This is a genomic window from Streptomyces sp. NPDC045998 (assembly GCF_056430285.1).
In genome coordinates this window covers 142,273-155,570 of record NZ_JBWKLJ010000002.1, presented here as the reverse complement: position 1 = coordinate 155,570, position 13,298 = coordinate 142,273, and the positions used below count along the sequence as shown (strand labels likewise).

The following is a 13,298-nucleotide window of genomic DNA, read 5'->3' as shown; positions in this document are numbered from 1 at the left end:
CCATCCGGCATGACCACGACCGCCTCCCCCGAACAGGTGCTGCGCACGGACTACCAGAAGTCCGTCGCCGCGTACTGGAACACCAACCAGCACGACCCGGTCAACCTGCGTCTCGGTGAGGTCGACGGCCTCTACCACCACCACTACGGGCTCGGCGAGTACGACCCCTCCGTACTGGAGGGGCCGCAGGAGACGCGCCAGGACCGCATCACCCGGGAACTCCACCGCCTGGAGACCGCCCAGGCCGACGTCCTGCTGGACCACCTGGGCCCCGTCACGGCCGACGACATGCTGCTCGACTGCGGCTCGGGGCGCGGCGGCACCAGCTTCATGGCCAACCAGCGCTTCGGCTGCCGGGTCGACGGCGTGTCGATCTCCGAGTACCAGGTCGGTTTCGCCAACACGCAGGCCGAGGAGCGCGGCGTCTCGGACCGGGTGAGGTTCCACTTCCGGAACATGCTCGACACCCGCTTCGAGACGGCCTCGCGCCGGGGCGCGTGGACCAACGAAACCACCATGTACGTCGACCTGTTCGAGCTGTACGCCGAGGTGGCGCGGGTCCTGGAGTTCGGCGGCCGCTACGTCTGCATCACCGGCTGCTACAACGACGTGACCGGCGGCCGCTCCAAGGCGGTCAGCCGCATCGACGAGCACTACACCTGCAACATCCACCCGCGCAGCGCCTACTTCAAGGCCCTGGCGGCCAACAACCTGGTGCCGATCGACGTCGTCGACCTGACGCCGCAGACCATCCCGTACTGGGAGTTGCGCGCCAAGTCGTCGCTGGCCACCGGCATCGAGGAGCCGTTCCTCACCGCGTACAAGGAGGGCAGCTTCCACTACCTCCTCATCGCTGCCGACCGGGTCTGACCGGTCCGCACCAGCCCCCTGTGGAGCCCGGGCCGTCGCCCGGGCCGCGGGGGGCTTCTTCGCGTCCGTTATGGCGCGATGCCAGCGAATCTGCACACCGAATGTACAGGCGTCACACCTTCTCCCATCGCCCGTCAGCTGACGTACCGTCAGCTCGGCGCGTTGATGCCGGAATGTCCAATTCCGCATCACTCGGCCCATGCGCGCCGACCACCGGGAACGGAGGGGCCTGTGAAGAACCCGGCACCAATTCATGAACACCCCTGCACACGGTGGTAATTCATCGGCGGGATATCGCTCGGAACGCCGTCCGGCCGATTGGCTGAGCGGCGCGCCCCCGTGCTTTGATCCATCGCACTGCGGGCCTCCGCACAAAGTGCCGATCTCCCGCAGTGCTTTCGAGTTATCCGTGTGAAGGGAACCTCCGCATGAACCCCCAGATCCAGACCCAGGAAATCTCCGACGCCGACCTCGACAACGTGTCGGGTGGTCTGCACTCCGCCGTGGCCGGCAGCGCCGTGGCCAACGTGACCGCGACGGTCGACTCCATCGCCCCGGTCTCCGGTGTCGCCACCTCCGCCGTCGGTGCCGTCGAGTCGTTCGCCGGCCTCAACTCCTCGGCCCTCACCGGCTTCGTCGCCGGCCTCTGAGACGGCCTGAGTGAGCCCCGGAACTCTCCTGTTCCGGGGCTCACCCCGCTTTTCCTTGTTTCACTCCCTAAACGGACATGTGCAGTCGAGGGAAGAGTTACGTGCAGTTCCGCCAAAAGGCCCTTTCCAAGCTGCAATCACCGGAGGAAATAGACCTGCCGGTGCGTTTCGCGCGCCCGCAGGGACTGCTCGTCCTCACCGTCACCGTGCTCGCCATGATCGCCGCCTCCGCCTGGGCCGTCACCGGGTCCGTCTCCTCCACCCTCTCCGCGCCCGGGATCCTCACGCACGCGCAGGGCAGCTACATCCTGCAGAGCCCCGTCTCCGGCCAGGTCGTGGACGTACGCGCCAAGGAGGGCGAGTACGTCGCCGCCGACGCCCCGCTGGTCGAGGTGCGCACCCCGGAGGGCACCACCGTCGTCCGCGCCATCGCCGCGGGCCGGCTGACGGCTCTCGTCGCCACGATCGGCTCGGTGGTCACCACGGGCGCCGATGTCGCGGCCGTGGAGCGGGCCGGCGAGGAGGACGACCCGCTGATGGCCGTGTTGTACGTCGCCGCCGACCGCGGCGCCGCCGTGCCCGTGGGCGCCTCCGTGGACCTCACCGTCCAGTCCGTACCGGCGCAGCAGTACGGCGTGCTGCGCGGACGGGTGAAGGCGGTCGGACGGACGGCGCAGACCCGCCAGCGCATCACCGCCTTCCTCGGCAGCGGCCAGCTCGGTGAGGAGTTCTCCCGACAGGGCCCGCCGGTCATGGTCCTGGTCCGGTTGGAGCCGTCCTCCTCGACGAAGACCGGGTACGCGTGGTCGACGTCGGACGGGCCCTCGTACCCCCTCGACTCCATGACCCTGGCCACCGGCTCGGTCCATCTCGCCGAGCAGCACCCGATCGATTGGCTCCTGCCGTGAGCGCCGCGACCGGCGGACGGCGCCGCGCCCAGCCGGCGCCCAAGGCGGGCAGGGGCCCGAAGGCCAAGGCCGTCCGCACGCCCACCGTCCTGCAGATGGAGGCCGTGGAATGCGGCGCCGCCTGCCTCGCCATGGTGCTCGCGCACCACGGGCGGCACGTGCCGCTGGAGGAGCTGCGCATCGCGTGCGGCGTCTCCCGCGACGGCTCGCGGGCCAGCAACGTCCTGAAGGCGGCCCGCAGCTACGGACTGCAGGCCAAGGGCATGCAGATGGAGCCGGCCGCGCTCGCGGAGGTGCGGGCGCCGGCCATCCTCTTCTGGGAGTTCAACCACTACGTCGTCTACGACGGCATGGGGCGCCGGTTCGGCCTGTTCGGGCGCCGGGGCGTCCACATCAACGACCCCGACAAGGGCCGCCGTTTCGTGTCGACGGAGGAGTTCGACACCAGTTTCACCGGGGTGGCCCTGGTCATGGAGCCGGGTGCGTCCTTCCGGCGGGGCGGGCGCAGGCCGGGGGTGCTGCGTGCCATGCCCGCGCGGCTGCGCGGCACGACCGGCACCCTGCTGGCCGCGCTCCTGGCCAGCCTGCTGCTGGTGGCGGTCGGGGCGGCGGTGCCCGCGCTGAGCCGTACGTACATCGACATGTTCCTGATCGGCGGGCAGAGCTCGGTGCTCACACCGCTGTTCGCGTCGATGGCCGCGATGGTGGCGCTCACGGCCGTGCTGACCGGGCTGCAGCAGGCGAACCTGCTACGTGGGCGGATCATCTCCTCCACCCTCAGCAGCGCCCGCTTCCTCCGGCACCTGATGCGGTTGCCGGTGACCTTCTTCGCCCAGCGCAGCCCCGCCGACCTGGTGCAACGGCTCCAGTCCAACGACGCGGTGGCCGAGACGCTCGCGCGTGACCTCGCCGCCGCCGGCGTGGACGGCATCGTGGTGATCCTGTACGCGCTGCTGCTGTGGACGTACGACCCGCAACTGACGGTCGTGGGCGTGGGGATCGCCCTCCTCAATGTGGTGGCGATGCGGATAGTCATCCGGTTGCGCGCGACCCACACCCAGAAGCTGCGCGCCGACAACGCGCGGCTGACGAACACCTCGTACACCGGCCTCCAGTTGATCGAGACCATGAAGGCCACCGGTGGCGAGAACGGCTACTTCCGCCGCTGGGCCGGGCAGCACGCCACCACCCTGGAGGTGCAGCAGCGGCTCGGTGTGCCGAGCGCGGTCCTCGCGGTGGTCGCGCCCACCCTCGCGACGCTCAACAGCGCCCTGATCCTGTGGATCGGCGGCCTGCGTGCGGTGGAGGGCCATATCTCCATCGGCCTGCTGGTCGCCTTCCAGGCGCTGGTCACGCGCTTCACCGCGCCCCTCACCCGGCTCAACGGAGTGGCGGGCCGCATCCAGGACTTCGCCGCCGACGTGGCCCGGCTCAAGGACGTCGAGAACTTCCCCGCGGACACCCTCTACGCGCGCGTGGAGGCGGACACGAGCACCCGGCGCCTCAAGGGGCTGGTGGAGCTGGAGAACATCACCTTCGGTTACAGCCCGCTCGACAAGCCGCTCCTGACCGGTTTCTCGCTGACCGTCGGCCCCGGGCAGCAGGTGGCGCTCGTCGGCGGCTCCGGCAGTGGCAAGTCCACCGTCTCCCGGCTGATCTCCGGCCTGTACGCCCCGTGGGAGGGCACCATCCGCATCGACGGACAGCGCCTGGAGGACATCCCGCGCAGCGCGCTGGCCGCCTCCGTATCCTTCGTCGACCAGGACGTCTTCCTCTTCGAGGGCACCGTCCGCGACAACGTCGCCCTGTGGGACCCCTCCATACCGGACGAGGCCGTCGTCGCCGCGCTGCGCGACGCCGCCCTGTACGACGACGTCATCGCGCGGCGGCCGGAGGGCATCCACAGCCGCGTCGAACAGGACGGGCGCAACTTCTCGGGCGGTCAGCGGCAGCGGCTGGAGATCGCCCGGGCGCTGGTGCGACGGCCGTCGATCCTCGTCCTCGACGAGGTGACGAGCGCCCTGGACGCGCGGACCGAAGAGGTCATCATCGACAATCTGCGGCGGCGCGGCTGCGCGTGCGTCGTCATCGCCCACCGGCTGTCCACCGTGCGCGACAGCGACGAGATCGTGGTGCTGGACCACGGCACGGTCGTCGAACGCGGCCGCCACGAGGATCTGATCGCCGCCGGTGGCGCGTACGCCGAGCTGGTACGGGAGCGCTGACGTGTCCCTTCACCCTGTCCCCTCCGTCATGGGGGCCGACCCGGTCACCCACGCCCTCGGCGGCCTCGGCACGCCCGTCGACTGCGCCGGGGCGCGCAGTGTGGACCTGGAGGGGCCGTACGTGCTGTGGCTGGTCGTCGGCGGCGGCCTGGACCTTTTCGCGGTCGACGCGGCGCAGCAGGGCAACTGGCACTTCCTGGGCCGGCTGGAGGCCGGCAGCCTGCTCCTCGGCCCGGTCGAGGGCCCGCAGCACACGCTGGTCGGCCGCCCCACCCAGGACTGCGCGCTGCGCCGGATCGCGCTGCGGGAGCTGTACGGCGGCGGCGCGTACGACCCGTACGACCCGTACGGCGCGCATGCGTACGGGCCGCAGGGTTCGTACGGTGATTCGTACGGTGACTCGTACGGTGAACAGAGCCCCCTGGAGCAGGCCTTCGCGCTCGGTACCTCCCGGAGTCTGGGCGTGCTGTTCGAGGCCCCGCTGGACGGGCGGCCGGCCGCCGAGGAGGGGGAGGCGGTCGCCGACGACGACATGCTCTGGATGCCGGTGCCCCCGGGAAGCGTCCAGTACGGCGCCGCGTACGGCGCGGACGCGGCGGGCGATCTGCTGGTGGACGGCGGCCTGTGGCAGCGGATGGTCAACCAGCAGTACCGGCTGCTGTCGGCCGTGGACCGCTGGATCGAGCAGCTGGAGCGGGCGCACGAGGACCGCGCCGCGGCCGGCATCCGCGCGGGTGAGGCCGTCCGCGCGCGGGCGGACCAGGCGCTGCTGGCGTCCATCGGCCGCCCGGACCGCGCCGGGCGGAAGTCCGGCGCGGGGGGCGGCGCGAGCGACGACGCCACGTACGCCGTGTGCCGCCGGGTCGCACGGGCGGCGGGGATCACGCTGGCCGAGGCGGTGCGGAGCGACGGTACGGCCGACGAGCGGATGGGCCCGGTCGAGCGCATCGCGGTCGCGTCCCGGGTCCGCACGCGCGCGGTCCGGCTCGACGGGGACTGGTGGCGCACGGACTCCGGACCGCTCGTCGGCCACTGGGCCAAGTCGGGGGCGCCTGTGGCGCTGCTGTGGCGGCGCGGCCGGTACGAGGCGGTGAACCCGGCGTCCGGCCTGCGGATCCGGCTGGGCGCGGAGAAGGCGGCCGAGCTGGAGCCGCGTGCCGTGATGTTCTACCGCCCGCTGCCCGACCGGCCGCTGTCGCCCTGGGGGCTGCTGCGGTTCAGCATGCGCGGCACCGTCGGCGACGTACGCAACCTGGCCCTCGCCGGTCTGGTGACCGTGTGCCTGGGGGCGCTGGTGCCGATCGCGACGGGCAAGGTGCTCGGCTCGTACGTCCCGGCCGCCGAGAAGAGCCTGATCGTGCAGATGTCGCTGGCGATCATGGTCACCAGCGTGGTCTCGGCGGCGTTCATGCTGCTGCAGAACCTCACGCTGCTGCGGATGGAGGGCCGCGTCGAGAGCGTGCTGCAACCGGCCGTGTGGGACAGGCTGCTGCGGCTGCCGACGCGGTTCTTCACCGAGCGCTCCACGGGTGAGCTGGCGAGCGCCGCCCTGGGCATCAGCGCGATCCGCCGGGTGATGACCGGCGTGGGGCCGGTGGCGCTCCAGGCGACCACGATCGGCACCATGAACCTGGTGCTGCTGTTCTGCTACAGCGTGCCGCTGGCGCTGGCGGCGGTCGCCATGCTGCTGGTCATCGGGGCGGTCTTCCTGGGGCTCGGGCTGTGGCAGGTGCGCTGGCAGCGGCGGCTGGTGGAGCTGGGCAACAAGCTGAACAACCAGGCCTTCCAGACGCTGCGCGGGCTGCCGAAGCTGCGGGTGGCGGCGGCGGAGAGCTTCGCGTACGCGGCGTGGGCGCGGGAGTTCGCCCGCTCGCGCGAGCTGCAGCAGCGGGCGGGCCGGATCAAGAACATCACCACCGTCCTGGACGCGGTGTACCTGCCGCTCTGCTCGCTCATCATGTTCATGCTGCTGGCGGGCCCGGCGCGGGGCTCGATGTCGGCGGGCGCGTTCCTGACGTTCAGTACGTCCGTGACGATGCTGCTGACGTCGGTGACGCAGCTGACCGGGGCGCTGGTGTCGGCGGCGGCCGCGCTGCCGATGTTCGAACAGATCAAGCCGGTGCTGGACGAGGCCCCGGAGGTGCGCGGCTCCACGGCCCAGCCGGGCGTCCTGTCGGGCGCCATCGAGGCCCGCAACGTCTCCTTCCGGTACGCCGACGACGCGCCGCTCGTCCTGGACGACGTGTCGCTCGACATCCGCCCGGGCGAGTTCGTGGCCGTCGTCGGCCCGAGCGGCTGCGGCAAGTCGACCCTGCTGCGCCTGCTCATCGGCTTCGACCGGCCGACCTCCGGCAGCGTCCTGTACGACGGCCAGGACCTGGCCGCGCTGGACCAGGCGGCGGTGCGCCGCCAGTGCGGGGTCGTCCTGCAGAACGCGCAGCCGCTCACCGGCTCGATCATGGACTGCATCTGCGGCGCGGAGACCTTCTCGCAGGAGGAGGTCTGGGCGGCCGCCGAGATGGCGGGCCTCGCCGAGGACGTCAAGCGCATGCCGATGGGCCTGCACACGATGATCGCGGGCGGCGGCGCCATCTCGGGCGGCCAGCGCCAGCGGCTGATGATCGCCCAGGCGCTGATCCGCCGCCCGAGGATCCTCTTCTTCGACGAGGCGACCAGCGCCCTCGACAACGAGACGCAGCGCATCGTCATCGACTCCACGCGCCGACTGAACGCCACGCGCCTGGTGATCGCCCATCGGCTCTCCACGGTCATGGACGCCGACCGGGTGATCGTCATGTCGGCCGGCCGCGTTGTGGAACAGGGCCCGCCGGCCACGCTGCTGGCGACGCCCGGGGGCCATTTGCGTGAATTGGTATACCGTCAGATGAGCTGACCGGTCCGCCCTCGAAAGGGTGGGCTTCGGCCCGCCTCGCGCACGGAAGTGAAGGCCGAGGGGAACCCCTGTCTCCGAATCCCGCTCGGACCCACCGGGCGGAGCTCCCTGCGATCCGGAGGAACAGATGCTCAAGAAGGCCCTCGTCTGCGCGGCCCTCGTGGCCGCCGCCACGGCACTCGGTACCGTCCCCGCCGCCGCGTACGGCGACAAGGAGGACAAGGAGGCCTGCGACACCAGCTGCCAGGCCGGCTTCTGGTCCGGTGAGTGGAGCAAGGGAAAGTTCCACCACCTGGAGCACGACAGCGGTGACACCATCACGAGCGGTGGCTTCAAGGAAGGCGAGTTCCTCGGCGCCCGCTGGTAACCCGCCTCCGCTGCAGGAAGCCGCCAGGGGCGAGGCACCGCCTCGCGTCTGGCGGCTCCGGGAAAAGCAGAAGACCCCTGATCACATCAGGGGTCTCAGCTGGTGTCCGAGGGGGGACTTGAACCCCCACGCCCGATAAAGGGCACTAGCACCTCAAGCTAGCGCGTCTGCCATTCCGCCACCCGGACAAGGTGTCTGCCGCTTCGCGGGTCTTCCCCGCGGCGACATGGATAACTCTACCAGGGGTTTGAGGTGCCCTTCACCCGCATATCCCGTGGTCAGGCGGCCGGGGCGGCTCGTCGGCGGGGGTCGGGGGCGACACACACACGGCGTCGCCAGGGGTGCACGGAGCGTGGGGATAGCGTGCGGTACGTGAGCTTTGTGCCGGAACACCGCGGTCCCCGCATGCTGTCCCCGCTGCGCGAGCATCTGCGGGACACCTTCTGGTTCGCGCCGACAGCGGGGCTGGTGTGCGTGTTCGTGCTCTGGGCGGCGGCCACGACGGTCGACACGGCGATCGTCGACTACCTGCGGGAACGGCGGGCGTACGACGACATCGGTGATTTCAGGGCGATCACCGAGGACGCGAAGACGATCGTCACGACGGTCAGCCAGGCGATGATGACCTTCATCGGCGTCGTCTTCAGCATCTCGCTGGTGGCGGTGCAGATGGCCGCCGGGCAGCTTACGCCGAGGGTGGTGCGGATCTTCGTACGGAGCCGGATCAGCAAGCTGACGCTGACGGTGTTCCTGTCGACGTTCCTGTTCGCGCTGCTGGTGATGACCTCGTACGAGAGCGAGACCGACCCGGCGCGGATCACGGCGGTGCCGCTGGTGCAGTCGGTGGTCACGCTGATGCTGGTGGGGCTCAGTCTGCTGCTGTTCATCGCCTACGTGACGACCACGCTGCGGATGATGCAGGTCGGGCCGGTGGTGGACCGGATCGCCCGGGAGGCGCTGCGGGCGCTGGCGCGGCAGCCGGCCGGTGGGGCGGAGGGGGTGGCGCTGCCGCCCGAGACCGGGCGGGTGGCGCACCGGGGGCGGGCGGGGGTGCTGCGGGATGTGCACGTGGCACGGCTGGTGCGGGCCGCCCGGCGGCAGGATGTGGTGCTGCGGCTGATCCCGCGCATCGGCGATTACGTGGTGCCGGGTACGCCGGTGCTGGCGGTGCATGGCGGGCCGGCGGGGCGTGGGGGGCGGACGCCGGACGCGGGGTTCCTGCGGGCGACGGTGTCGGTGGGGGTGGACCGGACGTCCCACCAAGACGTGGCGTTCGGGCTGCGGCAGCTGGTGGACATCGCGCTACGGGCGATGTCGTCGGCCGTGAACGATCCGACGACCGCGGTGCAGTGCCTCGACCGGATCGTGCAGTTCCTGGCGATGGCGGCGCTGCGGCCGCTGGGTGCCGTGGCCCACCACGACCGGCGCGGAGCGGTGCGGCTGATCCGGGACCTGCCGGGCTGGGAGGACATGGTCGATCTCGGCTTCGCGGAGCTGAGGACGTGCGCGGCGGGCAGCCCCCAGGTCACACGGCGGATGCTGGCCGGGCTCGACGACCTGCTCCTGCTGGTGCCGGAGGGACGGCGGGGACCACTGTTGCGCCACCGCGCGCTTCTCGAAGAGGCGGTGGAGCGCGCGGTGGAGCGGCCCGCCGACCGGGTGTTCGCGCTGGAGCCCGACCGGCAGGGCATCGGATAGCCCGGGATGGCGCCGGGCGCGCGGGTCCTCTCGCCTAGCAGTCCTTCTCGCGCAGCGAGTGGAGGTGCGCGCTGGCCTTGCGGGCGAAGGTGAAGGACTCGACCGGGTTGTCGTGTTCCGCCTGCCAGTGGTGGTCGCGGCGGCCGCCGGGGGTGCGGGTGACGGCCGAGATGAAGCGCCGGTAGTCGATGTCGCCGTCCCCGACGTCCACCATCCGGTAGCCGTCGCGGGCGGTGTCGTCGCGTTCGCCGTCCTTGACGTGGAAGAGCGGGTAGCGGTCGGGCTGCCGGAGCACGTAGTCCAGCGGGTCGAAGGGGGCGGGCGTGCCGTCGGCGCGCTTGCCGAAGCGGAAGCGGCCGGCGTACGCCCAGTAGACGTCCATCTCGAGGTAGACGAGGTCGGGGTCGGTTTCGGCGAGCAGGACGTCGTAGAGGCGTACGTCGGGCCGGTCGGTGGCGAAGGAGAACTCCTCGGCGTGGTTGTGCTGGTAGAACTTCATGCCGCGCTTCTTCGCCTCGGCGCCGTAGTGGTTGAACTCCTCTGCGCAGCGCTTCCAGCCGTCGACGGTGGCGCCGTAGCGCCAGGGGCCGGAGGCGGTGCCGATGTGCTTGAGACCGAGGGCCTGGGCGTCGTCGAGGACCTTGGTGAGGTTCTGCGCGAAGGTGTACGCCGTGGGGTCGGAGGAGTAGTAGCCGACGTGGCTGCCGATGGCGCGCAGGCCGTGGTCGCGGGTGAGGCGCCGGAGCTCGGCGAGGGTGAGGGGGCCGGCGGAGCCCTGGGAGTAGCCGGCGTACTCGACCTCGTCGTAGCCGTGGCGCCGGAGCTCTTCGAAGACGGGGCCGAAGCCGAGGGTGGAGACCTTGTCGCGCAGTGAGTAGAGCTGGATGCCGAGGCGGCCGGGCGGAAGGACGGGCCGGCCGTGGCCGCGGCCGGTGGCTTCCGCGGCCGACGCGGTGGCGGTGGTGGGGCCGAGGAGGGCTGCGGCGGTGGCGCCGGCGGCGACGCCGAGCATGCCGCGTCTGCTGAGGCGGTGGGCGAGCTCGGGATCGGTGCTCCTGGTCGTTCGGGGCATGTGGATAACTCCTCGTTGTCAGTGGCGTGTGCTTCAGTGGAGACCAGCGAGTTGAAGCAGCAGGGACTTCACATCGGTGGCCGCGACGCGGCCGGGCAGGGCTCGGGGGGTGGAGCAGATGATGAGTGGACCGTTGTCCCCGTCGTCACCGTTGGCACCGTCGTCGCTCGTGGGGAGGCGGCCGTGGCTGCCGCGAATAGGTGAGGGGTCGAGGGGCACGACCGCCAGGCGGTAGCGCATGCCCAGTTTCTTGCGGGCGATCGCCGTCGCGGCCTTGAGCCGTACGTACGGGTCGAGGGGGTCCATGAACAGCTCGGCGGGGTCGTAGCCGGGTTTGCGGTGGATGTCGACGAGCCGGGCGAAGTCGGGGGCGCGGGTGTCGTCGAGCCAGTAGTAGTACGTGAACCAGGCGTCGGGTGCGGCGATGGCGACGAGCTCGCCGGAGCGCGGGTGGTCGAGGCCGTGGGCCTTCTTGCCTTCGTCGTCGAGCAGCCGGTCGAGGCCGGGGAGGCCGGCGAGGGCCTCCCGGGTGGCGTCGAGGTCCTCCGGGCGGCGGACGTAGACGTGGGCGAGCTGGTGGTCCGCGACGGCGAAGGCCCGGGAGGCCATGGGGTCGAGGTACTCCATGCCGTCCTGGGTGTGGACCTCCAGCAGGCCGGCGCGGCGCAGGGCGCGGTTGATGTCGACGGGCCGGGTCACGCGCGTGATGCCGTATTCGGACAGGGCGACGACGGTACGGCCTTCGGCCCGGGCGTCGTCGAGGAGGGGGGCCATGACCGTGTCGAGGTCGGTGGCGGCCTGGTGGGAGCGCGGGTCGTCGGGGCCGTAGCGCTGGAGGTCGTAGTCGAGGTGCGGGAGGTAGCAGAGGGCGAGGTCGGGGGTCCGGGTGCGGAGGATGTGACGGGTGGCGTCGGTGATCCACTGGCTGGAGACGATGTCGGCGCCGGGGCCCCAGAAGTGGAAGAGGGGGAAGGTGCCGAATTTCTCGGTCAGTTCGTCGTGCAGGGCGGGTGGGCGGGTGTAGCAGTCGGGTTCCTTGCGGCCGTCGGCGTAGTAGATGGGGCGGGGGGTGAGGGTGATGTCGGTGTCCGCGCCCATGGCGTACCACCAGCAGATGTTGGCGACGGTGTAGCCGGGGTGGGCGCGGCGTGCGGCGTCCCAGAGCTTGTCGCCGGAGACGAGCCGGTTGTGCTGGCGCCACAGCAGGACGTCGCCGAGTTCGCGGAAGTACCAGCCGTTGCCGACGACGCCGTGTTCGGAGGGGAGGGTTCCGGTGAGGAAGGTGGACTGGGCGGTGCAGGTGACGGCGGGCAGGACGGTGTCGAGGGGCGCGTGGGAGCCGGTGCGGGCGAGCCGCTTGAGGTGCGGCATGTGGTCGAGGAGCTGGGGGGTGAGGCCGACGACGTCCAGGACCAGAAGGGGGGTGGGGTGTGTCATGGGAGTTCCTTGAGGCCGAGGTCGGTGAGGAGGTCACGGGCCAGGGTCAGCTCGGCGGCGATGCCGTCCGCGAGCCGGCCGCGGGTGCGGGGGCGCAGCTCAGGCGGCAGGGCCTGCCAGGTGTAGGTCTCGACCTCCAGGTGGCGGGTGTGCGGGACCGGGCCTCCGACGAGCCGGGCCAGGGCGCCCTGGAGCACGGGGAGCGTGGAGGTGAGCGGCGGGGCGGGCGGGCTGTGCAGGGGGACGTGGAAGTGGGCGCGCCAGGGGGCGCCGTCGGGGAGCGCGTCGGCGGCGAGCGCCTCGTCGAGGTCGTCGGTGCCGCGCAGGCCGGCGGCGGTCCGGGTGCGCGTCTGGTGGAGGAAGCGGGGCTCGGCGAAGGCGGCGAGTGCCTCGCGTACGTCGGGGAGGTGGGGGTGCTCGGCGTGCAGGGCGGCCGAGAGCTGGGCCTTGGGGATGGCGATGCCTGCCGCGACGAGGGCGTCCAGGGCGGTGTGCGGGTCTTCGAAGGAGGTGGCGAGATGGCAGGTGTCGACGCAGACGCCGATGCGGGGGCTGGATACGCCGGTGAGCGGGCCGATCGCGTCGGCGGTGGTCTCGATGGTGCAGCCGGGCTCGGGTTCGAGGCCGACGCGCAGGGATTTTCCGGTGAGTTCCTCGAGGGCGTCCAGGCGTTCGGCGAGGGTGGTGAGCGCGGTGCGGGCGGTGTCGGCGGCGGCGGTGTCGAAGGGGGTGCGCCAGGCGATCGGCAGGGTGGAGACGGAACCGTCGGTGACGTCGTCGGGGAGGAGTGCCGCGAGGAGGCGGGCCAGGTCGGTGGTGTGGGCCAGGCGTTCGGGCCGGGTCCAGTCGGGTTGGTAGACGCGGTACTTGACCTCCTGGGCGCCGAAGCCCTCGTACGGGAAGCCGTTGAGGGTGACGACCTCCAGGCCGCGCCGGTCGAGTTCGGCGCGCAGGCCGCGGAGGGCGGCGGGGTCGGCGGTCAGCGCGTGGGCGGCGTCCTTGGCCAGCCAGAGACCGATGCCGAGGCGGTCGCGGCCGAGGCGTCTGCGGACGGGTTCGCAGTGTTCCCGCAGTTGGGCGAGGACTCCGTCGAGGGTCTCGGCGGGGTGGACGTTGGTGCAGTAGGCGAGGTGGATGGTGGAGCCGTCCGGATGGCGGAAGCGCATGGCCGGCTCCTC

10 protein-coding genes and 1 tRNA gene are annotated in these 13,298 nt (G+C 71.5%); 7 read left to right on the top strand and 4 right to left on the bottom strand.

What is annotated here, in order from left to right:
- The first annotated feature begins 9 nt into the window (after positions 1-9).
- The 6 genes from AC07FJ_RS05635 to AC07FJ_RS05610 all read left to right on the top strand — a co-directional run bounded on the left by AC07FJ_RS05635 (position 10) and on the right by AC07FJ_RS05610 (position 7,913).
- Positions 10-870, top strand: coding sequence for a geranyl diphosphate 2-C-methyltransferase (locus AC07FJ_RS05635; RefSeq protein ID WP_479045590.1), 861 nt, complete (start codon positions 10-12; stop codon positions 868-870).
- Between the two features lie 428 nt (positions 871-1,298).
- A complete protein-coding gene (locus AC07FJ_RS05630; protein WP_361415603.1) occupies positions 1,299-1,520 on the top strand; it encodes a type A2 lantipeptide in 222 nt (73 codons plus the stop codon).
- A gap of 101 nt (positions 1,521-1,621) precedes the next feature.
- Positions 1,622-2,428, top strand: coding sequence for a hypothetical protein (locus AC07FJ_RS05625; RefSeq protein WP_479045588.1), 807 nt, complete (start codon positions 1,622-1,624; stop codon positions 2,426-2,428).
- On the top strand, positions 2,425-4,653 hold the full coding sequence (locus AC07FJ_RS05620) for an NHLP family bacteriocin export ABC transporter peptidase/permease/ATPase subunit (RefSeq protein WP_479045586.1): 2,229 nt from the start codon (positions 2,425-2,427) through the stop codon (positions 4,651-4,653). The genes AC07FJ_RS05625 and AC07FJ_RS05620 overlap by 4 nt, the downstream gene beginning before the upstream one ends.
- 28 nt (positions 4,654-4,681) lie before the next feature.
- On the top strand, positions 4,682-7,546 hold the full coding sequence (locus tag AC07FJ_RS05615) for an NHLP bacteriocin export ABC transporter permease/ATPase subunit (RefSeq protein WP_479046894.1): 2,865 nt from the start codon (positions 4,682-4,684) through the stop codon (positions 7,544-7,546).
- 127 nt (positions 7,547-7,673) lie between these two features.
- Positions 7,674-7,913 carry a hypothetical protein gene (locus tag AC07FJ_RS05610; RefSeq protein ID WP_479045583.1) on the top strand — a complete coding sequence of 80 codons (240 nt, stop codon included), beginning with the start codon at positions 7,674-7,676 and terminating at the stop codon, positions 7,911-7,913.
- Positions 7,914-8,013: 100 nt separating this feature from the next.
- On the opposite strand, the gene AC07FJ_RS05605 is transcribed toward AC07FJ_RS05610, so the two are convergent.
- Positions 8,014-8,101 (bottom strand) — tRNA-Leu (locus AC07FJ_RS05605).
- 217 nt (positions 8,102-8,318) lie between these two features.
- Here AC07FJ_RS05605 and AC07FJ_RS05600 point away from each other — a divergent pair.
- On the top strand, positions 8,319-9,611 hold the full coding sequence (locus tag AC07FJ_RS05600; protein WP_479046891.1) for a DUF2254 domain-containing protein: 1,293 nt from the start codon (positions 8,319-8,321) through the stop codon (positions 9,609-9,611).
- Between the two features lie 34 nt (positions 9,612-9,645).
- On the opposite strand, the gene AC07FJ_RS05595 is transcribed toward AC07FJ_RS05600, so the two are convergent.
- Genes AC07FJ_RS05595 through eboE form a run of 3 tightly spaced genes read right to left on the bottom strand, consistent with a single transcriptional unit; the run spans position 9,646 to position 13,286 of the window.
- Complete coding sequence (locus AC07FJ_RS05595) at positions 9,646-10,683, bottom strand: sugar phosphate isomerase/epimerase family protein (protein ID WP_479045580.1); 1,038 nt, start codon at positions 10,681-10,683, stop codon at positions 9,646-9,648.
- A 33-nt stretch (positions 10,684-10,716) separates the two neighbouring features.
- Entirely contained in the window at positions 10,717-12,120 is a 1,404-nt protein-coding gene (locus tag AC07FJ_RS05590; RefSeq protein ID WP_479045578.1) for an alkaline phosphatase family protein, read from the bottom strand.
- Positions 12,117-13,286, bottom strand: coding sequence for a metabolite traffic protein EboE (eboE, locus tag AC07FJ_RS05585; RefSeq protein WP_479045576.1), 1,170 nt, complete (start codon positions 13,284-13,286; stop codon positions 12,117-12,119). Before eboE ends, AC07FJ_RS05590 begins: the two co-directional genes overlap by 4 nt.
- Positions 13,287-13,298 lie beyond the last annotated feature (12 nt).